Annotated in this window: 21 protein-coding genes; 8 read left to right on the top strand and 13 right to left on the bottom strand. The window is 66.2% G+C overall.

What is annotated here, in order from left to right; genetic code table 11:
• Positions 1–23: 23 nt before the first annotated feature.
• The 5 genes from ACTG4K_RS17645 to ACTG4K_RS17625 form a co-directional block, all read right to left on the bottom strand.
• A complete protein-coding gene (locus ACTG4K_RS17645) occupies positions 24–1,199 on the bottom strand; it encodes an ABC transporter substrate-binding protein (protein WP_439115532.1) in 1,176 nt (391 codons plus the stop codon).
• Between the two features lie 229 nt (positions 1,200–1,428).
• A complete protein-coding gene (locus ACTG4K_RS17640) occupies positions 1,429–1,872 on the bottom strand; it encodes a VOC family protein (protein ID WP_439115531.1) in 444 nt (147 codons plus the stop codon).
• A 103-nt stretch (positions 1,873–1,975) separates the two neighbouring features.
• Positions 1,976–2,176, bottom strand: a complete 201-nt coding sequence (locus tag ACTG4K_RS17635) for a hypothetical protein (protein WP_439115530.1) — start codon at positions 2,174–2,176, stop codon at positions 1,976–1,978.
• Positions 2,173–2,352, bottom strand: coding sequence for a hypothetical protein (locus ACTG4K_RS17630; RefSeq protein ID WP_439115529.1), 180 nt, complete (start codon positions 2,350–2,352; stop codon positions 2,173–2,175). Before ACTG4K_RS17630 ends, ACTG4K_RS17635 begins: the two co-directional genes overlap by 4 nt.
• Before the next feature lie 127 nt (positions 2,353–2,479).
• Positions 2,480–2,866: a TraR/DksA family transcriptional regulator gene (locus tag ACTG4K_RS17625; RefSeq protein WP_439115528.1), complete on the bottom strand. Its 387-nt coding sequence runs from the start codon at positions 2,864–2,866 to the stop codon at positions 2,480–2,482.
• Positions 2,867–3,157: 291 nt separating this feature from the next.
• On the opposite strand from ACTG4K_RS17625, the gene ACTG4K_RS17620 reads away from it, so the two are divergent.
• From ACTG4K_RS17620 to ACTG4K_RS17610, 3 genes are read left to right on the top strand one after another with little or no spacing between them, the layout of a single operon-like run.
• Positions 3,158–4,012: an enoyl-CoA hydratase/isomerase family protein gene (locus ACTG4K_RS17620; RefSeq protein ID WP_439115527.1), complete on the top strand. Its 855-nt coding sequence runs from the start codon at positions 3,158–3,160 to the stop codon at positions 4,010–4,012.
• Between the two features lie 49 nt (positions 4,013–4,061).
• Positions 4,062–5,195 (top strand): PhaM family polyhydroxyalkanoate granule multifunctional regulatory protein, encoded by a 1,134-nt coding sequence (locus ACTG4K_RS17615; protein ID WP_439115526.1) that lies wholly within the window; start codon positions 4,062–4,064, stop codon positions 5,193–5,195.
• Positions 5,196–5,234: 39 nt separating this feature from the next.
• Entirely contained in the window at positions 5,235–6,524 is a 1,290-nt protein-coding gene (locus ACTG4K_RS17610; protein ID WP_439115525.1) for an FIST signal transduction protein, read from the top strand.
• Between the two features lie 61 nt (positions 6,525–6,585).
• On the opposite strand, the gene ACTG4K_RS17605 is transcribed toward ACTG4K_RS17610, so the two are convergent.
• The 5 genes from ACTG4K_RS17605 to tgt form a co-directional block, all read right to left on the bottom strand.
• Positions 6,586–7,857, bottom strand: a complete 1,272-nt coding sequence (locus ACTG4K_RS17605) for an MFS transporter (protein ID WP_439115524.1) — start codon at positions 7,855–7,857, stop codon at positions 6,586–6,588.
• Positions 7,854–8,693 carry a ProQ/FINO family protein gene (locus ACTG4K_RS17600; RefSeq protein WP_439115523.1) on the bottom strand — a complete coding sequence of 280 codons (840 nt, stop codon included), beginning with the start codon at positions 8,691–8,693 and terminating at the stop codon, positions 7,854–7,856. Before ACTG4K_RS17600 ends, ACTG4K_RS17605 begins: the two co-directional genes overlap by 4 nt.
• A gap of 166 nt (positions 8,694–8,859) precedes the next feature.
• Positions 8,860–9,066, bottom strand: a complete 207-nt coding sequence (locus ACTG4K_RS17595; protein ID WP_439115522.1) for a hypothetical protein — start codon at positions 9,064–9,066, stop codon at positions 8,860–8,862.
• 441 nt (positions 9,067–9,507) lie between these two features.
• Complete coding sequence (locus tag ACTG4K_RS17590; RefSeq protein WP_439115521.1) at positions 9,508–10,704, bottom strand: MFS transporter; 1,197 nt, start codon at positions 10,702–10,704, stop codon at positions 9,508–9,510.
• Between the two features lie 56 nt (positions 10,705–10,760).
• Complete coding sequence (gene tgt / locus ACTG4K_RS17585) at positions 10,761–11,975, bottom strand: tRNA guanosine(34) transglycosylase Tgt (protein ID WP_439115520.1); 1,215 nt, start codon at positions 11,973–11,975, stop codon at positions 10,761–10,763.
• Positions 11,976–12,189: 214 nt separating this feature from the next.
• On the opposite strand from tgt, the gene ACTG4K_RS17580 reads away from it, so the two are divergent.
• Complete coding sequence (locus ACTG4K_RS17580; RefSeq protein WP_439115519.1) at positions 12,190–12,633, top strand: c-type cytochrome; 444 nt, start codon at positions 12,190–12,192, stop codon at positions 12,631–12,633.
• 15 nt (positions 12,634–12,648) lie between these two features.
• Here ACTG4K_RS17580 and ACTG4K_RS17575 read toward each other — a convergent pair whose 3' ends face one another.
• Positions 12,649–13,059 carry a c-type cytochrome gene (locus tag ACTG4K_RS17575; RefSeq protein ID WP_439115518.1) on the bottom strand — a complete coding sequence of 137 codons (411 nt, stop codon included), beginning with the start codon at positions 13,057–13,059 and terminating at the stop codon, positions 12,649–12,651.
• 119 nt (positions 13,060–13,178) lie between these two features.
• Between ACTG4K_RS17575 and ACTG4K_RS17570 the strand changes: the two genes are divergently transcribed.
• Positions 13,179–13,646 carry a glycine zipper 2TM domain-containing protein gene (locus ACTG4K_RS17570; RefSeq protein ID WP_439115517.1) on the top strand — a complete coding sequence of 156 codons (468 nt, stop codon included), beginning with the start codon at positions 13,179–13,181 and terminating at the stop codon, positions 13,644–13,646.
• 27 nt (positions 13,647–13,673) lie between these two features.
• Here the strand turns inward: ACTG4K_RS17570 and ACTG4K_RS17565 are convergent, their stop codons facing one another.
• Both ACTG4K_RS17565 and queA read right to left on the bottom strand, forming a co-directional pair.
• Entirely contained in the window at positions 13,674–13,826 is a 153-nt protein-coding gene (locus tag ACTG4K_RS17565) for a hypothetical protein (protein ID WP_439115516.1), read from the bottom strand.
• Positions 13,827–13,975: 149 nt separating this feature from the next.
• Positions 13,976–15,076: a tRNA preQ1(34) S-adenosylmethionine ribosyltransferase-isomerase QueA gene (gene queA / locus ACTG4K_RS17560; protein ID WP_439115515.1), complete on the bottom strand. Its 1,101-nt coding sequence runs from the start codon at positions 15,074–15,076 to the stop codon at positions 13,976–13,978.
• Positions 15,077–15,165: 89 nt separating this feature from the next.
• On the opposite strand from queA, the gene recG reads away from it, so the two are divergent.
• Genes recG through ACTG4K_RS17545 form a run of 3 tightly spaced genes read left to right on the top strand, consistent with a single transcriptional unit; the run spans position 15,166 to position 19,408 of the window.
• A complete protein-coding gene (gene recG / locus ACTG4K_RS17555) occupies positions 15,166–17,451 on the top strand; it encodes an ATP-dependent DNA helicase RecG (protein ID WP_439115514.1) in 2,286 nt (761 codons plus the stop codon).
• A 59-nt stretch (positions 17,452–17,510) separates the two neighbouring features.
• On the top strand, positions 17,511–18,470 hold the full coding sequence (locus ACTG4K_RS17550; RefSeq protein WP_439115513.1) for a LysR substrate-binding domain-containing protein: 960 nt from the start codon (positions 17,511–17,513) through the stop codon (positions 18,468–18,470).
• Positions 18,467–19,408, top strand: a complete 942-nt coding sequence (locus ACTG4K_RS17545) for a 4-hydroxybenzoate octaprenyltransferase (RefSeq protein ID WP_439115512.1) — start codon at positions 18,467–18,469, stop codon at positions 19,406–19,408. The genes ACTG4K_RS17550 and ACTG4K_RS17545 overlap by 4 nt, the downstream gene beginning before the upstream one ends.
• Positions 19,409–19,485: the final 77 nt, after the last annotated feature.

Raw genomic sequence — 19,485 nt, 5'->3', positions numbered from 1 at the left:
AAGTGGCGCCGCGGAGCGGCGCTTCAGGTGCGCACGCGGCCGTCGCCCGTCAGCATGGACAGTTCCACAAATTTGGATGCCACGTGGTTGCTGGGGCTGAACGATACGTTGAAGCCGCCGATGGAAAAGTCGCGGATGCTTTCCAGTCCGCCAATCAGGCTGTCACGCGTCAGGCGCCCGCTGGCTCGGCGCATGCCTTCGGCAAACAGCTTAGCCGCCATGAAGCCTTCCATGCTGGAAAAGTTGGGCTGCACCTTGCTGCCGCCTTGCGCAATGGCCGCCAGAAACTCGCGGGTGATGGGGCGCGACGTGCTGTAAGGCGTGGGCACCACCTGCGAAACGGCCACGCCGGCGCCTTCTTTGCCCAGCGCGTCGGCCAGGGCCTGCGTGCCCACAAACGACACGTTGTAGAACATGCCACCGTAGCCGGCCGCCCGCGCCGCCCGGATGTAGGCGGCGCATGATGTGTAGGCGCTGATCTGCACCACCGCGTCGGGCTGCGCTGCGTTGAGGGTGCTCACCGCCTGCGCCACGTCCACCGAATTGCGTTCGACTGTGGCCACCGCGACCGGCTTGAGCTGCATCGCATTCAGCGCCAGCGTGACGCCGTCGAGGCCGGCCTTGCCGTAGGCGTCGTTTTGGTGGAAGACCGCGATTTTCTTCAGCCCCAGGTTGGTCAGCTGCTTGACGATCAGCGCGGTCTCGTCGTTGTAGGAAGCGCGCATGTGAAAGGCCATGCGGTTGAACGGCTGGCGCAAGCCCATGGCACCGGTGAAGGGCGCAAAGAAAGGGGTTTGCGCCTGGGTGGCCAGCGGCAGGGCCACCACACTGGTGGGTGTGCCGATGTAGCCGAACAGGGCAAACACGTCGTCGTTCAGCAGCTTGCGGGTGTTGGCTGCGCAGCGCTCGGGCTCGTAGCCATCGTCGAGCTGGCTGATTTCCACTGTGGCCTGGTTCACGCCGCCCTTGGCGTTGAGCTGGTCAAAGTACAGCTTGGCACCGGCATGGAACTGGATGCCCAGTTGGGCTGCGGGCCCACTGAACGCGGCCGACTGCCCCAGCACCAGGCGGCTGGCTGGCTGCGCTCTCAAAGCAGGGGCGCCCAGAGATGCCGCGCTGGCGACCCAGGTGGTGAACCGACGGCGCGACAGGCCGTTGGCCGAGGCGTGAGGAAGGGCGTGAGCGGACAAGCTTGGCATGGGGCACAGAGGGCGTTGGGGCCGGTAGGTTGCGAATGGGCTTCTGCGCCCTGATTCTGGTGCAGCCTGTGCGTTGCGACATGCCGTTGGGTGCTCCAATGCGACCGTTTGGAGCGTTGGCGCTCTGGGTGAGCGCACTGCGTGTGGGGGGTCGCGCGCGCACCGGGGTTTTCTGCGCGCTGCTGTGGTGCGGCCTTTGCCGTTGTGCGGGCGCGCACAACCTTGGGCCTCAGCTTGCAAACACCCCGTCAAGCGACGCGAAGCCTTTGACCTCAATCGGGTTGCCGAACGGATCGCAGAAAAACATCGTCCATTGTTCGCCGCTCTGCCCCGCAAAGCGCAGCTGCGGCGGCAGCACAAAGTCCACGCCAGCGGCTTGCAGCCGCTCAGCCAGTGCCTGCCATGCGGGCAACAACATCACCAGGCCGAAATGCGGCATGGGCACCATGTGATCGCCCACCCGGCCTGTCCGGGTGGTCTTGAAGGGTTCGCCCAGGTGCAGTGAAATCTGGTGGCTGAAAAAGTCGAAGTCGACCCATGTGTCGGTGCTGCGGCCTTCGGTGCAACCCAGCACACCGCCATAAAAGCGGCGTGCCTCGTCCAAGTCGGTCACATGGAAGGCCAAGTGAAACAGGCTGCGGGCGGGAAGGGTGGTGGGCTGGCTGGTGCTCATGCGAGCAGCATAGCAAAGCATGGGCAGGGCCAGGATTCCCCCACCCTCTCGCGCGCTTGCCCATCCACCCGCCAGGGCAGGGGTGGGCTGTTTTGCGGTCGCCTCAGCGCTGTGAGGGGTCTGCCGCAGTTTGGTCGTACTTCAGAAAGTACTGGCGCGCCATGGCCACCACCTGCGCGTCGGTGGGGTGGTCGCTGCTGAGCACGTCGATGATGCACTTGTCCACCGCGTGTGCATGGTGTTTGCAGAAATCGCGGAATTCGATCTTGGCGTTGGCGGGACCGGTGAGCAAGATTTCGCTCACACCCTCCAGCGACTGCGCGATCTGCTGAAAAAATCTTTGTCGGGGCCCACGTGCCCGTGCTTGGGGGTGTGGTGGCTGCGGGCCTTGATGCGCTGGGCTTCCACGTGTTCGCGATCGAACATCAGCACGTGGGCTTCGCTGTGGTCCATCCAGACAACGGCGTGAAAAGTGGTCATGCGGGGTTTCTCCTGAAGTGAAGTGAAAACAAAGGTGGAATCGGTCAACAATCCGGGCGCGCACCCTGGCGGACTTTGCGCCCAGCCAACCGCACGTGGCCTGGTGTCGCCGTTCAGAGAAAAGTGTTCATAGACTGGGCGCTGCCACGCCACCGCCCGCTTTTTCCACTTTTTCCTGGCAGTTCACACACCGCATGGCCGTGGGGTTGGCGTGCAGGCGCGCGGTGGCTATGGCCACGCCGCAGTCCAGGCACAGGCCGTAGCTGCCGTCGGCAATGCGTTTCAGGGCGGCATCAATGGCCACGAGTTCGGCCGACTCGCGCTCGTCCATCGCAAACGCCAAGTCGCGCTCGGAGCCCGCTTGCGCCCAGTCGTCACTTTCGGTGGACCGCTGGTTGGCGGCTGCCTCGGCTCGGCCCACAGCACCGCCGCGCTGGGCGCGCAATTGGGCCAATGTCTCGGTGCGCATTTGCTGCAACTGCTGGGCAAAACTGTCTGAAATGTTCTGGCTCATGGTCGTGTCCTCGGGTGTCGAAACGCTTGCAGGAAATGTCTGCAAACCTCAATGACATGATCCACCCGCTTGTTGTGCGGGGTTTTGACGCACATCAACGAGCGCCAGATCAGGGCCGCGAGGGTCGCGTGGCAGCCCCGAAACGGCCCCGAAAAGCCGCCTTGAAACCCGTCTGAAAAGCGCCCCTGATTGAGACGAAAATCAAACGGTGTGTGCCGCCTGTCGACCCGCCGGTTGCTGGTGGCGGCAAACCGATTCCTTAGCCCAACGCCCTCACCAACAGGAGACCCCATGCAGACCGTGGACTACAGCCGCTACCAGACCCTTGCCATCACCCGCCGCGGCCCCTTGGTGGGTGGTATCCCGTCGGTGCTTGATATCCAGATGCGCGCCGACGGCCCCGGCGGCAATGGCAAGCTGCCCACCGCCGGCCACGAAGGGCATTGGGAACTGAGCGAAATCTGGCGCGACGTGGGCCGCGACGACAGCGTGCGCTGCGCGGTGTTGCGCGGCAGTGGGCTGGGCTTTTCGGGCGGCGGCGACCTGGCGCTGGTGCAAGACATGGCCACCGACTTTGATGTGCGCACCCGGGTGTGGAAAGAAGCGCGCGATCTGGTCTACAACGTGATCAACTGCGACAAACCCATCGTCAGCGCCATGCACGGCCCGGCGGTGGGGGCGGGCTTGGTGGCGGGCTTGCTGGCCGACATTTCCATTGCCGCCAAGAGCGCCAAGATCGTGGACGGCCATACCCGCCTGGGCGTGGCCGCTGGCGACCACGCCGCCATCGTCTGGCCGCTGCTGTGCGGCCTGGCCAAGGCCAAGTACTACCTCATGCTGTGCGATCCCATCAGCGGCGAAGAGGCTGAGCGCATTGGCCTCGTTTCACTCGCGGTGGAAGACGACGCCCTGATTGACAAGGCCTTTGAAGTGGCCGACCGCTTGGCGTCGGGCAGCCAGACCGCCATTCGCTGGACCAAGTATTCGCTCAACAACTGGCTGCGCCAGGCCGGACCGGCTTTTGACACCTCGCTGGCGCTGGAATTCATGGGTTTTGCCGGTCCCGATGTGCGCGAAGGTGTGGCATCCTTGCGAGAGCGTCGGGCACCCCGCTATGGCGTGGACAGCGACGGCAGCGCTGGCTAAGCCACAGGGCCGTGGGCCGGCCTTCAAAACAACCTCCAGGAGACAAGCCATGAGCGACACATCGGGCAGTGGATTCGGCAAATTTGTGCCGGGCTTTGAGTTTCTGCAAAACCTGGCGGGCCAGGCGGCTGGCGGGGTGGCGCAGGGGCTCGGTCAGGGCATACCGCAGTTGCCCAACCTGGGTAACTGGGTGGCGCCCACCTTCAGCGTGGAAGACCTGGAAAAGCGCATTGAAGAACTGAAAGCGGTTCATTTCTGGCTCGACCAGAACGCCAAGGCCCTGGCTGCCACCATCCAGGCGCTGGAGGTGCAGAAAATGACCCTGGCCACGCTGAAAAACATGAACTTCAGCATGGGCGATGTGGCCAACGCGCTGAAGGTGAAAGCAGCCGAAACCTTTGCAGGATTTGCCGGTACCAGCCAGCCCCCGGCGGTGGCGCCCACCCAGTTTGCCGGCCTTGAGATTCCGCCGCGCACCTACGGCACACCCGCGCCCGCGCAGCCCGAAGTCGAGGCGGACGATGAAGCTGACCACGAAGAGGCTTACGAAGACGAACCCGAAGACGAGCCAGCGCCATTGCCGGACAAAGCCTCGTCGCGCAAGCCGCGTGGCAATGCGTCTGCGGGTGGTGTGGTAGACCCGATGCAGTGGTGGGGCGCGCTGTCTCAGCAGTTTCAGCACATCGCCACCAACGCTATGCAAGACGTGGCCAAACAAACCGCGCTCGACACCACCCGCGAAGTGGCCAGCGGCATGACCGAGCAAGCCGTCAAAACGGCCACCAGCATGGCCGGCAAAGTCACCCGGGGGCTCACCGACACGGTGGCGCGCAACGTGGGTGTGGCTGCAGGTGTGGGCAAGGCAGCCGCCCGCGCCGTGAAGCCTGGCAAGGCCAAACCTCAACCCCCTGCAAAGCCAGCCCCCCGGGCTGCAGCCAAGCCGCCAGCCAAGAAGGCGGTGGCGCGCAAGCCCGCTGCCGCCCAGTCCATGGCCCCGGGCGACTGGACCCTGCCGAACGCCTTTTTTCCGGTGCCCGGCTTTTCGCTGAGCGGCGCTGCGGCACCCCCAAAGGCCAGGTCGGCGAAGAAAACGGCCTCAACGGCCAAACAACCTGCTGCCAAAAAAGCCGCAGCCAAGAAAGCCGCAGCCAAGAAAGCAGCGCCGGCCAGCCGGCGCCGCTGAACCCACGGAACCACCGGGCTGTGGCGCGGTCGATCACCCATGAAACGCTTTCCCTACGCCCACGCCACCCACCCCCAATGGCGCATGGCCGCTGCGCTGGTGCTCGCGCAGTTGCGCGCCCAGATGTCGCTGCCCGACCATGCCCAGGCGCCGTCGCTGGCGCTGCTCTACATCACCGACCACTACGCCAATGAGGCCGAAGCGGTGCTGGCCTACCTGAGCGCCGAGCTGCCCGAGGTGACCGACTGGACCGGCACCGTGGGCGTGGGCGTGGCGGCCAACAATGTGGAGTATTTCGACGAACCCGCCTTGGCCGTGATGCTCTGCGACCTGAGCCCCGACCAGTACCGCGTGTTCAGCGGCGTGGCGCCGTTGTCGGCCAGCGGCCGCGTGGCGGGCCCCGGCGGTTTTGTCGCCCACACCGCGCTGGTGCATGCCGACGGCAGCACCCCCGAACTGGCCGAGCTGGTTGCCGAGGTGGCTGAGCGCACCACCAGCGGCTATGTGTTTGGCGGTCTGTCGGCCAGCCGCAGCAGCACGGTACAGTTTGCCTTCAGCAGCGCCGGCAACCTGGGCGGCCAGGGTGCCGCCAGTGGTGTGTTTCATGGCGGGCTGAGCGGTGTGGCGTTTGGGCCGGGGGTGGGCATGGTGTCGCGTGTGACCCAGGGCGCCCAGCCGGTGGCCCGGGAACACACCGTGACCGAAGCCGACGGCAACTTGGTGCTGGCGCTGGATGGCGAACCGGCGCTGGACGTGTTGTTGGGCGAGCTCGCCATTTCGCTGGACCAGCCCGAGCAGGCCATGCCCCGCCTGCGCGCCACCCTGGTGGGCCTCACGCTGCCCACCGGCGAGGCTGCAGATGGCGTGGCGGCGCCACGGCGCGGCCAGTTTGGCCCGGAAGTGATCGTGCGCCACCTGATTGGCCTGGACCCCGGGCGCCGCGGCGTGGCCATTGCCGACCTTGCGCCTGTGGGTACCCGGCTGGCGTTTTGCGAGCGCAACGTGCAGGCCGCACGAGCCGACCTCACGCGGGTGTGCGCCGAGGTCCGCGAAGAGCTGGAGCCCGAAGAATTAAGCCAGTCCATGGCCCCGGCGCTGGCCGCTTCAGAACCCGATGCCGCACTGCACCCGGCCCGGCGCATGGCCGGCGCGGTGTACGTGAGCTGCTCCGGGCGCGGCGGCCCGCACTTTGGCAGCCCCAGCGCCGAACTGCAAATCGTGCGCCGCGCCTTGGGTGACGTGCCGCTGGTGGGGTTTTTCGCCGGCGGTGAAATTGCGCACCATCGGCTGTATGGCTACACCGGCGTGCTCACCGTGTTCACCATGTGAACACGCTCCCCCGGCGGCGCCCAGGTGAAGGCCTTTCATGCCGCCTGAGCGGGCGCTGGCATCAGGCCTGGGCAGGTTTGAGCCTGGCACGGCCCAGGCCGATTCCGCTGGCGCGGGCCCGCTTCAGCAGAAACAGCACGATGCCGATATTGAGCAGGTTGAAGCCGATGCCGTTGATGAACGCGGCCTGGTAGGAGCCGGTCAGGTCGAAGATGGCCCCCGACATCCAGCCGCCCAACGCCATGCCAAACAGCGTGGCCATGAGCACCGTGCCCACCCGCGCACCGGCCTGGGCGGGTGCGAAGTGTTCGCGTACGATCAGCGCGTAGCTCGGCACAATGCCGCCCTGAAACAGGCCAAACATGCCCGAGATCAGGTAGAGCGGCACCAGGCCGTCGAAGGGCAGAAACATGAGCAGCGCCACGCCTTGCAGCACCGAGCCCAGTAGCAGGGTGCGCAGGCCGCCAATGTGGTCCGAGATCCAGCCCGAGATGAGCCGGCTGGCGATGCCCATGCCGAGCATGACCGACAGCATTTCAGCACCGCGTGCGGCGCCAAAGCCCAGGTCGGTGCAATAGGCCACGATGTGCACCTGCGGCATCGACATGGCCACGCAGCACGACACGCCGGCCACGCACAGCAGGGCTTGCAGTGTGCCCGGCGACATGCCCAGTGGCCGTGCGTCGTTCCGGGTGGCGCCGGGCTGGCTGGGCGTGGCCACCTCAGGGGGCGGCAGCTCGGGCGCTCTGCGGCGCAACACCAGCGCCAGCGGCAGCATCACCAGCAGGCAAAAAACGCCAATGCCGGTGTAGGCCTGGCGCCAGCCGCCGTTGTCGATGAAGTGCTGGATCACCGGCGGCCAAATGGCACCCGCAAGGTAGTTGCCGCTCATGCAGATGGCCAGCGCGATACCCCGGCGGCGGGTGAACCAGCGCGAGGTGTCGGCCACCAGCGGCGCAAAGGTGGCCGAGGTGCCCAGCAGCCCGATCAGGATGCCCTGCGCCAGGCTGAACTGCCACAGGCTCTGCGCAGCGCCCGCGGCAATGAAACCCAGGCCCAGACCCACTGCGCCACCGAGCACCGGCACCATCACGCCAAAGCGGTCGGACAGTCGGCCCATGAGGATGCCGCCCACGCCGAAGCCCACCATGGTGAGCGTGTAGGGCAACGAGGCGTCGCCACGAGCGACGTCAAAGTCGGCCTGGATGCGTGGCAGCACCACCGTGACCGAATACATGCCTGCGCCACCCAGCGTCATCAGCGCCAGCGACACCACCAGCCTGAACCACGCGTAGGGCGATTCGGCAGTGGCAGCGGGCGGGCTCGGGGTCATGGGGCAGGTGTTGTCGTCTCGGGTGCAGCGTCGGTGGTTTCGCTGGCCGTTGCGGCCGTGGCCTGGGCTGCGGCGTGCCGCGCCAGCCTGGCGCGCGCCCGCTCCAGGGTGCGGTTGGCGTCCAGCACATGCATGCCGTACATGTCGGCAAAGGCTTCCAGGGTTTTGCCGCTGGCGTCAAAGGCCCGCAACAGCGCTTCTTCGCGTGCGGCGCGGCTGGCGGCCTCGGCCAGTGCGTCGCTGGTGAGTTGGTTCACCTCTTCGTCTCGGCCGTGCACGCGCTGGGCGTACTCGTCGCGCGGCAGGCCCGAGGCTTCATACGCCTGCAAGATGCGCTGGCGCAGCTTGGGGCGCAGGTCTTCGCGGCTGCGGGCGCCACGGCGGCGAAACACCTCAATCAACGCGTGGTGCACCTGTTCGGGGGTCAGGTCTTCCACCGGCTGGCCGCTCAGGTCGTGGCGCGGCAAGCCCGAGGCGACCACCGTGAGGTAGCGCGTGGAGCGCGCGTGCAAACCCAGCGCGGCCTTTAGGCTCTCTTTGTCCAGTGCTTCGGGGTGGGCGGCCAGCAGGTCTTCAAAAATGCCGCGCTTGAGCGGCAGCAGCGTCTCGCCAAACAGCACCGGCACCAGGGTGGCCAGTTGGTCCAGCACCGGGTGCTGGCGCGCGGGCACCGGCCCTGCGGCGCGCTCGGTGGCTGGGCGCTGTGGCCGGCGTCCGCGGTTGGGGCGCTGCCCGCGTGGGGAGCCGCCGGGTGTTGCCGCGCGGGCTTCGGTGGCCGCTGGGGCTGCGTTGTCTGGCGTGTCGTTGGCGGGGGAGTTGTCGGCGGTGGCGTTCATGGAGGCGTGCAAAGCAGAAAAAATAGGGGCCCATTTTTTTGGGCAAGCCCGACATCATGCCAGCCTTGGGCATCGCGCCGGTGCACAAGCCGTTCGCCAGCGGCAAGCCCGTGCGCTGTGGGCCGGACGCAAATAGCAGGCTCTGAGCCGGTTTTACAAGGCCCGTTCAATTGGCGGGGGTTGTTTGCACCAGCAGGTTCAACATGGCCACCGCGCCGCCATCTGGCGCGTTGCGAATTGCCTTGTTCATCAGCCCTTTGGCCACCAGCTGGCACACCTTGCGTTCGCCCGACACAAAAGCGATGGGTGCGTTGTCCCCCATGTGGGTCACTTCAGCCTTGCGCCCCGGGCCGCTGAAGTCCGGCAAGCACATGTCCGGTGCCCGCACGGCCTGTGCCCCTGGCGTGCCATGGTGCAGAGCTGCCTGCGGTCCGTCGTCAATGGGATAGGTGTGACCTTTGTGTACAGGGGGGATAGATTCTGCTGATGTGCCGTTTATGGCGCGCAGGCCTGATGCCGGTGAGGGCTGTCAGACGGGTCTCTTGGTTTCAAGACTGTTGGATTTTTGTGCCATTTTGGGCCCGATGGCCCTCGTTTCCCTCATTGAGCCTAGAAACGGCCGCCGGACAGGCCCGAGTGGGCCGTCCGCAGGCGCCATCCAGGACATTGAGCGCCATGCTGGACAGGGTGGGTGGTGGCGAAGTGCAGGGCGCACAGGCACCGCATTGGTAGAGCAGAGCGTGGCTACAGCCGCAGGCTTCGCGTTTGAACGATGTGCTCCGAACCTTTCGCCTGACCCACCCTTGAGCGCTTTTCAGGGTCGTGGGCGCCGTTCCTCGCGCACCAGCTGGCGCATGGCCCACAGCCCCAGCGCCGGGCCCAGCGCCAGCCAGGGCAGCAGCGCCCCCAGGCTCACGGTTTCTGCGAGGGAAACAAACAGCAAGATGCTCACGATGGAGAGCGCAAAGCCCATGCTGTTGGTGAGCGTGAGCACACTGCCTACCGCCTGAGGTGGCGCGTTGCGGGCGGTCAGCGTTGAAAACTGGGGCGAGTCACCCGCCACGGTGATACCCCACAGCACCAGCCAGCCGTAAAACAGCGCCGCAGGCGCATCGATGACCCAGGGCGTGGCCAGGCAGCAGAGCCCGCTGACGGCCAGCTGGGTGCTGGCCACCCGCGCGCTGCCCCAGCGCAGCGCCACCCAGCCGCCCACGGCGCAGCCCACCGCGCCAGCGCCCAGCACCCAGAACGCGGCCCACGACAGGTCTGTGCCCTGCAGCCGCGTGGCCAGCACCAGCGGCACCATCACCCACATGGTGTACAGCTCCCACATGTGCCCGAAGTAGCCCAGCACCGAGGCGCGCACGCGGGCGTCGGTCCAGACCGTGCCCAGCGCAAGCCACTGCAGCGTGGTCACGCGGGCATGGGCGTGGGGAGGGTCGCTGGTGCCAAAAAACAGCAGCAGCCCGCCCGCCGCCGCCAGCGCGGCCACCCCGAGCATGAGGGTGGGCCAGGGCAGGGCACCGCTGAGCGCGCGCAGCGCATGGGCGCTGGCCGAACCGAGCACCAGCGCGCCAATGAGCAGGCCCAGCGCAGCACCCAGCCCGCTGCCGCCGGGCCGGTTGTACCACTGGGCGGCAATCTTCATACCCACCGGGTAGATGCCGGCCAGGAACACCCCCGTGAGGAAGCGCCAGGCCAGCAGCGCCTCGTAATGCGTCACCGTGGCCCATGCGCCCACCGTGCAGGCGGCTCCCGCCAGCGCGCAAAACAGAAACACCCGGCGCGGCGCAAAGCGGTCGGCAATGGCGAGCAGCGCAAACACCAGCGTGCCCACAATGAAGCCGAACTGCAGCGCCGAGGTGAGTGGCCCCACGGCGCTGGCGGGCCAGCCCAATTCGCGTTGCAAGTCGGGCATGACCGCGTTGACCGCGAACCACAGCGAGGTGCCCGCAAACTGTGCCGCAACCAGCACGGGCAGGATGTGGCGGGGAACGGTAGGTGCGGTCATGGCGCGCAGCTTAAACGGGCGCTTGGCACAAAGCCTGCCGCGAACGCGTCAGTCGCTTAAACGCCGCGTGCGCGGTCCGCCTTGAACTGCGCACGGAAGGCGCCGAAGCGCCCGGCGTCCAGTGCCTCGCGCACTTCGCGCATGAGGTTCAGGTAGTAGTGCAGGTTGTGGATGGTGGCCAGCATGGGCCCGAGCATTTCGCCGCAACGGTCCAGGTGGTGCAGGTAGGCGCGGCTGAAACCGTCGCGCCCGCCCGCGTCCCAGCTCACGCCAGTGCGCCCGGCGGGTGTGTCCTGCGGCCGGCCCGCGCAGGCGTAGCAGGTGCAAGTGGTGTCCAGCGGCTGGTGGTCGGTCTTGTGGCGGGCGTTGCGGATCTTCAGGTCGCCGTAGCGGGTGAACAGCGTGCCGTTGCGCGCGTTGCGCGTGGGCATAACGCAGTCGAACATGTCCACGCCGTCGGCCACGCCCTGCACCAGGTCTTCGGGCGTGCCCACGCCCATCAGGTAGCGCGGCTTGTGCGCCGGCAGGCGGTGCGGCGTGTGCGCCATGATCTGCAGCATTTCGGCTTTGGGCTCGCCCACGCTGACGCCGCCGATGGCATAGCCGGGAAAGTCCATCTCGACCAGGGCATCCAGCGACTCCTGGCGCAGGTGTTCAAACATGCCGCCCTGCACGATGCCGAACAGTGCGTTGGGGTTCTCCAGTCGCGCGAATTCATCCTTGGAGCGCACGGCCCAGCGCCGGCTCATCTCCATGCTCTTGCGCGCCTCAAGCTCGGTGGTGAGGTGGCCGTTGGTCTCGTACGGCGTGCACTCGTCGAGCTGCATGACGATGTCGCTGTTCAGCCCGGTCTGGATCTGCATGCTGACCTCGGGCGACATGAACAGCTTGTCGCCGTTGACCGGGCTGGCGAAGGTCACGCCTTCTTCGGTGATCTTGCGCATGGCGCCCAGGCTCCAGACCTGGAAGCCGCCCGAGTCGGTGAGGATGGGCTTGTCCCACTTTTCGAAACCGTGCAGGCCGCCGAAGCTTTTCATCACCTCCTGGCCGGGGCGCATCCAGAGGTGAAAGGTGTTGCCCAGGATGATCTGGGCGCCCATGTCTTCCAGGCTTGACGGTGCCACGCCCTTGACTGTGCCGTAGGTGCCCACCGGCATGAAGATGGGGGTTTCGACCACGCCGTGGTTGAGTGTGAGGCGGCCACGGCGGGCATGGCTGCCCAGGTAGTCGCCCTCGGGGGCGTCTGTTTTCAGCAGGTCAAATTTCAGCATAGGGGGCTCCAGGCAACGCGGCATTGTACGGACGGGCCCCGCACGCCTTGGGGGCCCGACCGTTGCGCGCATTCCCGGGCCGCGTTGAGCGCGGTCAATGGGGCGGTGGGACGCCGATCCTAGGATTGGTTTGCGGTGGAGGTGCTTCCTGCGGGCGCAACCCCTTCGCAAGGCATTTCAAGACGTCCCAAACACCTATCACAGGAGCCATCCCATGAGTCACCCCACCAAGAGTTCCGCCAGCCGCGCTGTGTTGCTGGCCGTTGGCCTGGCGTTTTGCGGCACGGCAGCCCTGGCCCAGCCCGCTGTGTATGACGCAGGCAAGCTCGAATACATGGACAACTGCGCGAGTTGCCACGGGGTGGACGGCAAGGGCAACGGCCCGCTGGGCAACCTGCTGCAGCGCAGCCCGCCCGACCTGACTCTGCTGGCTAAGAACAACCAGGGCGTGCTGCCCATGAACCGGTTGTACGAGGTGCTGGACGGCGCAAATGTGCCCAGCCACGGCACGCGCGACATGCCGGTGTGGGGCCGCGAATACCGCATTGAAGAGGCGCAGCGGCTGCGTGAAGCGCGGCGCCACTACGACGAGCCTGCCGTGGTGCGGGCGCGCATCTTGACGCTGCTCGAATACATCAGCCGCATTCAGGCGCGCTGACGGGCGCTCCGGTTGTTACCGGGGCGCGTCGAGTGCCAGGATCCAGGCGACCAGGCGGGCAGCGTCCGCTTCGGCAATGGCGGCACGGTGAGACGGCATGTAGGGGCCACTCACCTTGCCTTCCCAGTGGTTTTTGTAGGGGCTGGCGCCCGCGCTGGCGGGGCTGGAGCCGGTCATGATGGTGGCCGTGAGCTGTTGTTGCGCGCCTTTCACGCTCTTGTAGCGCGCCGCTACATCGCGCCAGGCCGGGCCAGTGGGGGCAGCGCCATTCAGGCCTGTGGCGCCCGGCTCCACGTGGTGGCAGGCCATGCAGCCGTGTGCGTTGGCCATGCGCAGCGCGTCGTCGTCGCCGGGCGCGGCCGAGGCTGCGGTCGTCACACAGGCGGCGCTCAGGGCGGTGATGGCGGTCAGGAGCAAAGGTTTCATGGGGGGTATGAGATGAGAGGTTTTGTGAAGGCGCTGGAAGGGCCAAACATGGTGTGCCAGCCTAACCGCTGGTGGTCGCCCGGACTTGATCCGGCGCAAACGAATCCAAGGAGCGTACCGTGCGCGATTTCAAACCGTTGAGGTCGGTGGCCACACTGGCCCTGGTGGCCGCCGTGTCGGCGTGCGCCAACCTTCCGGGGCCTGCTGCCCCATTGCCTGCGGTCACGACCTACCCGGCCGCCGTCGCCCAATGGGGGCGTGTCACCGGGGTTGAGCTGGTCAACACGCAGCCAACGTCGTCGGGCATCGGTGCTGGTGCAGTGGTGGGTGGTTTGGTGGGGGGCTTGCTGGGGCACCAGATTGGCGGTGGCAGCGGGCAAGACATTGCCACCGTGGCCGGTGTCGTGGGCGGCGCACTGATTGGCAATGCCATTGAACAGAACCAGTGGCCAGCCACCGCGAGCCAGATCTACCGCGTGACCGTGCAGCTGGACGGCGGTGTGGTGCGGACCTTTGACTACGCCGCGCAGCCCCATGTGCGGGTGGGTGACCGGGTGCGGGTGGAAAACAACCAGCTGTACCGTTGACCCACGGGCTGCTGGGGCGCTACTGTTTCAGTTCGGCAGGGCTGTGCTGGCGCTGGCTTCAACCAGGGCACGGTCCCTGGACGGGGCTGGGTCAGAACTGTGCCAACCCCAGGCCATCAAGAGGGCCAGGCTCAGCGAAAGCAGCAGGGCCAGGCCCAGGCGTACAAAAATTTCAATCACATTGGCGCTCATTGGACTGCGTGGGGAGATGGGAAGGAATTGTGCCCAGCTCAGCGCGGCCATCGTCTGAAATTCGGTAAAAAGCGTTACAAAAATTTGAGTGCCTGCCAGTTTGTGGCTGGCGCTGTCGTTAAACAGATGCAGGCGCGTCAGATTTTCCGCAGCAGCATCGCGTCGCCGTAACTGAAAAAGCGGTAACCCTTTGCTACCGCGTGGTGGTACAGGTCCATCACCCGCTCAAAGCCGGCAAACGCACTCACCAGCATCATCAGCGTGGACTTGGGCAGGTGAAAGTTGGTCACCAGCAGGTCCACCACCCGAAATTCAAACCCGGGCGTGATGAAAATGTTGGTGTCGCCCTGCGTGTGCCCGGTTTGCGCCCAGCTTTCCAGTGTGCGCACGGTGGTGGTGCCTACCGCTACCACGCGCCCCCCACGGGCTCGGCAGTCCGCAATGGCCCGCAGGGTTTCCGGCGGAATGGCGTAGCGCTCGTGGTGCATCACGTGCTCGCTGATCCGCTCGGTTTTCATGGGTGCAAAGGTGCCTGCACCCACGTGCAGCGTGACGCTGGCGCGCAGCACGCCATGCGCTTGCAGGGCAGCCAGCACGCCTTCGTCAAAGTGCAGCGCAGCGGTGGGCGCGGCCACGGCACCGGGCACGCGGGCAAACACGGTCTGATAGCGGCGTTCGTCGTCGGCGTCGTCGTTGTGCGTGATGTAAGGCGGCAGCGGCACATGGCCGTGGCGCGCCATCAGCTCGTAGGGCGTTTCACCGGCGGCCCCCAGCAGGCGCAGGCGAAAGAGCTGGCCGTTTTGGTCGGGCCAGCGGCCCAGGAACACGGCATCAAAACCACCGCCCTTCAGCCCACCGGCCAGGTGCAGCAAGCCGCCGGGCTGCGGCTTTTTGCTCACGCGGATGTGCGCCACCACCTCTTGTCCCGAGCCGTCCAGCGCCTCGTGCGGCAGCAGCACGCGTTCGATCAATATTTCGAATTTGCCGCCGCTGGCTTTCTCGCCAAACAGCCGGGCCTTGACGACCTGGGTGTCGTTGAACACCAGCAAGTCGCCCGGTTGCAGCAGGCTGGGCAGGTCGCGAAAGATGCGGTCTGCGGCCTGCGGGCCGGTGGCGTCCAGCAGGCGCGAGGCGCTGCGCTCGGTGGCGGGGTGCTGGGCGATCAGGTGTTCGGGCAGCTGGAAATCGAAGTCGGCCACCACAAAGAGGCGTGTCGGGGCGGGAGATGAAGCGTTCATGCTGCTTGAGGGCCGGACAGGGCCCGTTCCAAGAAAAGTCGGTGAACAAGACCGAAAAGGGTGGATAAAAAGACAGGCAGAATTGTCCCATGCCAGCCGATGCGCCCAAGCCCACCCCCCGCAAGGAGCTCTCTGCCCCGCAGAAAGCCCTGCACAAGCTCGGCCTGGTGCGCAGCATCGACCTGGCCTTGCACCTGCCGCTGCGCTACGAGGACGAAACCCGCATCGTGCGGCTGGCCGATGCGCGCGAGGGCCAGACCGTGCAGGTGGAAGGCATGGTGACCCACAGCGAGATCACCCTGCGCCCACGCCGCCAGCTGCTGGTGACGCTGGACGACGGTTCGGACACCTGCACGCTGCGCTTTTTCAGCTTCTACCCCTCGCACCAAAAAGCGCTGGCGGTGGGCGCGCGTGTGCGGGTGCGCGGTGAAATCCGGGGTGGTTTCATGGGCCGCACCATCATGCACCCCGCTTTTCATGCCGCTGGTGGTGAGCTGCCCAACGCGCTCACGCCGGTGTATCCCACCAGCGCTCAACTGCCGCAGGTTTATCTGCGCAAGGTGGTGGCGAGCGGGTTGGCACGGGCCGACCTGAGTGAAACCCTGCCACCCGAGCTGCTGGGCAGCTTGCAAGCGGTGGTGCGCGCGCCGTGGACGCTGCGCGACGCCTTGCGCTACCTGCACCAGCCAGGGCCAGACGTGTCGCTGGACGCGCTAGAAGACCGCAGCCACCCGGCATGGCAACGTTTGAAAGCCGAGGAGTTGCTGGCACAGCAACTGTCGCAGCTGACGGCCAAGCGCGAGCGCGACGCCTTGCGCGCCCCGGCGCTGCGCACCGCGCCTGGCGGCCTGCACGAACAGCTGTTGGGGGTGCTGCCCTTTGCACTGACGGCGGCGCAGCGCCGCGTGGGTGAAGACATTGCCCGCGACCTGGCGCGCCCCGTGCCCATGCACCGGCTGCTGCAGGGCGACGTGGGTTCGGGCAAAACCGTGGTGGCCGCCTTGGCGGCAGCCATTGCCATCGACTCGGGCTGGCAGTGCGCCCTGATGGCGCCCACCGAAATCCTGGCCGAACAGCATTTCGCCAAACTCATTGGCTGGCTGGAGCCCTTGCTGACCCCTTTGGGCAAACGCGTGGCCTGGCTCACCGGCAGCCAGAAGAAAAAACAGCGCACCGAGATGCTGGCGCTCATTGCCAGCGGCGAAGCCGCGCTGGTGGTGGGCACCCACGCCGTGATCCAGGACCAGGTGGTGTTCAAAAACCTGGCGCTGGCGATCATCGACGAGCAACACCGATTCGGCGTCGCGCAGCGGCTGGCGCTGCGCAGCAAGATGAGCCCGGCAGCGGAGGGGGAGCTGAGCCCAGAACGCCGCGGAGCTGGCTTTGCCAGGCCGCCAGCGTTGCCCCTTGAGGGGCGGAGCGGCGACGCGCAGCGAGCGAGCGACGGGGGGGCGCCCCATGCAGAGCCCCATATGCTCATGATGACCGCCACACCCATTCCGCGCACGCTGGCCATGAGCTATTACGCCGACCTGGATGTGTCCACCATCGACGAGTTGCCGCCAGGGCGCACGCCCATCGTCACCAAGGTGGTGTCGGACCAGCGCCGCCATGAGGTGATTGAGCGCATCCGCGCCCAGGTGGCGCAAGGGCGGCAGGTGTATTGGGTGTGCCCGCTGATTGAAGAGAGCGAGGCGCTGGACCTGTCCAACGCCACCGCTACCCACGCCGAACTGAGCGAGGCGCTGAACCGTGGCTCGGTGGCGCCCGCGCCGTTGCCGTTGCTGGCCGAAGAGGTTGAAGCCCCTGCCGAACCGCCTGGAGCGGCGGGCGTGTTGGTGGGGCTGCTGCACTCGCGCATGCCGGTGGCAGAGAAGAAGGCCGTCATGGCCTTGTTCAGCGCCGGGCACATGGGGGTGCTGGTGTCCACCACGGTGATTGAAGTGGGGGTGGACGTGCCCAACGCTTCCCTGATGGTGATTGAGCACGCCGAACGCTTTGGCCTGAGCCAGCTGCACCAGCTGCGCGGCCGTGTGGGACGCGGCGCGGCGGCGTCGGCCTGTGTGTTGCTCTACACCCCGCCCGACGGTGGGCGCCTGGGCGAGACCGCCCGCGAGCGCCTCAAAGCCATGGCTGAAACCAACGACGGCTTTGAGATTGCCCGGCGCGACCTGGACATTCGCGGACCGGGCGAGTTTCTGGGGGCGCGGCAGTCGGGCGCGGCCATGTTGCGGTTTGCCGACCTGGCCACCGATGGCCATCTGTTGGACTGGGCGCGACAGGCCGCTGTGCACATGCTGGCGCAGCATCCACAAGCGGCTGAAAAGCACATTGCCCGCTGGTTGGGCACCAAGGCCGAATACCTCAAGGCTTGAGTCACCCCGCGTCGCAGGCGGTGTAGGGGCATTGCTTTCTATAGGGGCACAATAGAAGCATGACGCTCACCGAACTCAAATACATCGTGGCTGTAGCGCGCGAAAAGCACTTTGGCAAAGCGGCTGAAGCCTGTTTTGTGTCGCAGCCCACACTGTCTGTGGCCATTAAGAAGCTGGAAGAAGAGCTTGAAGTGAAGATCTTCGAGCGCAACGCCAGCGAAATCGCCGTCACGCCGCTGGGCGAAGAGATCGTGCGCCAGGCGCAAACGGTGCTGGAGCAAGCCGCCAGCATCAAGGAGATTGCCAAGCGCGGCAAAGATCCGCTCACCGGCCCGCTGCGCCTGGGGGTGATCTACACCATTGGCCCGTATCTGCTGCCCGATCTGGTGCGTCACGTGATCGACCGCACGCCGCAAATGCCGCTGATGCTGCTGGAGAACTTCACCGTCAAGTTGCTGGAACAGCTGCGTCTGGGCGAGATCGATTGCGCCATCCTGGCCGAGCCGTTTCCGGACACCAACCTGGCCATTGCGCCGTTGTACGACGAGCCTTTCCTGGCGGCGGTGCCGGTCACGCACCCGTTGTCAAAAAACAAAGACATCACCAACGAAGAGCTCAAGCGCGAGACCATGCTGCTGCTGGGCACCGGCCATTGCTTTCGCGACCACGTGCTGGAGGTCTGCCCCGAGTTCGCACGCTTCTCCAGCGACACCGAAGGCATCCGCAAGAGCTTTGAAGGTTCGTCGCTGGAAACCATCAAGCACATGGTGGCCGCCGGCATGGGCGTGACGCTGGTGCCTCGTTTGTCGGTGCCTTCCTCGGCGCTGGAAGGCTCGCTTACCCCCGGCCAAGACTTTGGCGACTCGTCGTATGTGCGCTATTTGCCGTTCAAAGGCGAGGCGCCCACACGGCGCGTGGTGCTGGCCTGGCGGCGCAGCTTCACGCGCTACGAAGCCATTGCCGAACTGCGCAACGCCATCTACGCCTGCGAACTGCCGGGAGTCAAGCGCCTGTCATGACTGCGGTTTCTGTCTCCAAGCCTTCTCGCCTCTCGCTTTACCTGGACCTGATCCGCTGGAACCGGCCCGCTGGCTGGCTGCTGCTGCTATGGCCTTCGCTCTCGGCGCTTTGGGCGGCGGCAGGCGGGTTTCCAGGCTGGCACCTGCTGGGCGTTTTTCTCGCCGGCACCATTCTCATGCGCAGTGCGGGCTGCTGCGTCAACGACGTGGCCGACCGCGAGTTCGACAAACACGTCAAACGCACCGCACAGCGGCCTGTCACCAGTGGGCGTCTGGGCGTGCGGGAGGCCCTGGGCGTGGGCGCCCTGCTGGCCGCTGCGGCCTTTGCCCTCGCACTCACCACCAATTTGGCCACGGTGGTGTGGTCGGGCCTGGGGCTGGTGCTGGCGCTGCTTTACCCCTACGCCAAGCGGGTCGTGTCCATGCCGCAAGCAGTGCTGGGTGTGGCTTTCAGCTTCGGCATTCCCATGGCTTTTGCGGCTGTGCGCGGTGGCCCGGCGCTGGAGCTGTTCAGCGGTGCAGCGCCTTGGAGCGTGCCCGGCTTCTGGGTGGGCGTGTGGCACGGCGTGCCGCCGCTGGCCTGGTTGTTGATGGTGGGCAACCTGTTCTGGGTGCTGGCTTACGACACCGAGTACGCCATGGTCGACCGCGACGACGACCTCAAGATCGGCATGAAGACCTCAGCCATCACACTGGGCGACCGCGATGTGCCGCTGGTGATGGCCTTCTATCTGGTGTTTTTGACCATCTGGACCCTGGCGCTGTGGCACACCGTGAAGCCCTGGGTGTGGAGCGCCATGCTGGTGGTGGCGCTCGCGCAGGTGGCCGGTCACCACAGCCTCATCAAGGGCCGCACCCGCGAAGGCTGTTTCAAGGCCTTTCGCCTCAACCACTGGCTGGGCTTCACGGTGTTTGTGGGCGTGGTGCTGGGCGTTTAACAGGCTGCTGAAATACCTCACGCCGAAACGACCCCGTTCAGTGCAATGAGTCAGTTTCGGTCGATTGGGTCTGTCGC

Source organism: Hydrogenophaga sp. (assembly GCF_965657535.1).
GTDB lineage: Bacteria > Pseudomonadota > Gammaproteobacteria > Burkholderiales > Burkholderiaceae_C > Hydrogenophaga.
This window is presented reverse-complemented; position numbering and strand designations above follow the sequence as displayed.

What these genes read in the sequence shown, in the direction of transcription:
- ACTG4K_RS17645 (WP_439115532.1), bottom strand. Translation starts at nt 1,199, where the DNA reads ATGCCAAGCTTGTCCGCTCACGCCCTTCCTCACGCCTCGGCCAACGGC.
- ACTG4K_RS17640 (WP_439115531.1), bottom strand. Translation starts at nt 1,872, where the DNA reads ATGAGCACCAGCCAGCCCACCACCCTTCCCGCCCGCAGCCTGTTTCAC.
- ACTG4K_RS17630 (WP_439115529.1), bottom strand. Translation starts at nt 2,352, where the DNA reads ATGACCACTTTTCACGCCGTTGTCTGGATGGACCACAGCGAAGCCCAC.
- ACTG4K_RS17625 (WP_439115528.1), bottom strand. Translation starts at nt 2,866, where the DNA reads ATGAGCCAGAACATTTCAGACAGTTTTGCCCAGCAGTTGCAGCAAATG.
- ACTG4K_RS17620 (WP_439115527.1), top strand. Translation starts at nt 3,158, where the DNA reads ATGCAGACCGTGGACTACAGCCGCTACCAGACCCTTGCCATCACCCGC.
- ACTG4K_RS17615 (WP_439115526.1), top strand. Translation starts at nt 4,062, where the DNA reads ATGAGCGACACATCGGGCAGTGGATTCGGCAAATTTGTGCCGGGCTTT.
- ACTG4K_RS17610 (WP_439115525.1), top strand. Translation starts at nt 5,235, where the DNA reads ATGAAACGCTTTCCCTACGCCCACGCCACCCACCCCCAATGGCGCATG.
- ACTG4K_RS17605 (WP_439115524.1), bottom strand. Translation starts at nt 7,857, where the DNA reads ATGACCCCGAGCCCGCCCGCTGCCACTGCCGAATCGCCCTACGCGTGG.
- ACTG4K_RS17600 (WP_439115523.1), bottom strand. Translation starts at nt 8,693, where the DNA reads ATGAACGCCACCGCCGACAACTCCCCCGCCAACGACACGCCAGACAAC.
- ACTG4K_RS17595 (WP_439115522.1), bottom strand. Translation starts at nt 9,066, where the DNA reads ATGTGCTTGCCGGACTTCAGCGGCCCGGGGCGCAAGGCTGAAGTGACC.
- ACTG4K_RS17590 (WP_439115521.1), bottom strand. Translation starts at nt 10,704, where the DNA reads ATGACCGCACCTACCGTTCCCCGCCACATCCTGCCCGTGCTGGTTGCG.
- tgt (WP_439115520.1), bottom strand. Translation starts at nt 11,975, where the DNA reads ATGCTGAAATTTGACCTGCTGAAAACAGACGCCCCCGAGGGCGACTAC.
- ACTG4K_RS17580 (WP_439115519.1), top strand. Translation starts at nt 12,190, where the DNA reads ATGAGTCACCCCACCAAGAGTTCCGCCAGCCGCGCTGTGTTGCTGGCC.
- ACTG4K_RS17575 (WP_439115518.1), bottom strand. Translation starts at nt 13,059, where the DNA reads ATGAAACCTTTGCTCCTGACCGCCATCACCGCCCTGAGCGCCGCCTGT.
- queA (WP_439115515.1), bottom strand. Translation starts at nt 15,076, where the DNA reads ATGAACGCTTCATCTCCCGCCCCGACACGCCTCTTTGTGGTGGCCGAC.
- recG (WP_439115514.1), top strand. Translation starts at nt 15,166, where the DNA reads ATGCCAGCCGATGCGCCCAAGCCCACCCCCCGCAAGGAGCTCTCTGCC.
- ACTG4K_RS17550 (WP_439115513.1), top strand. Translation starts at nt 17,511, where the DNA reads ATGACGCTCACCGAACTCAAATACATCGTGGCTGTAGCGCGCGAAAAG.
- ACTG4K_RS17545 (WP_439115512.1), top strand. Translation starts at nt 18,467, where the DNA reads ATGACTGCGGTTTCTGTCTCCAAGCCTTCTCGCCTCTCGCTTTACCTG.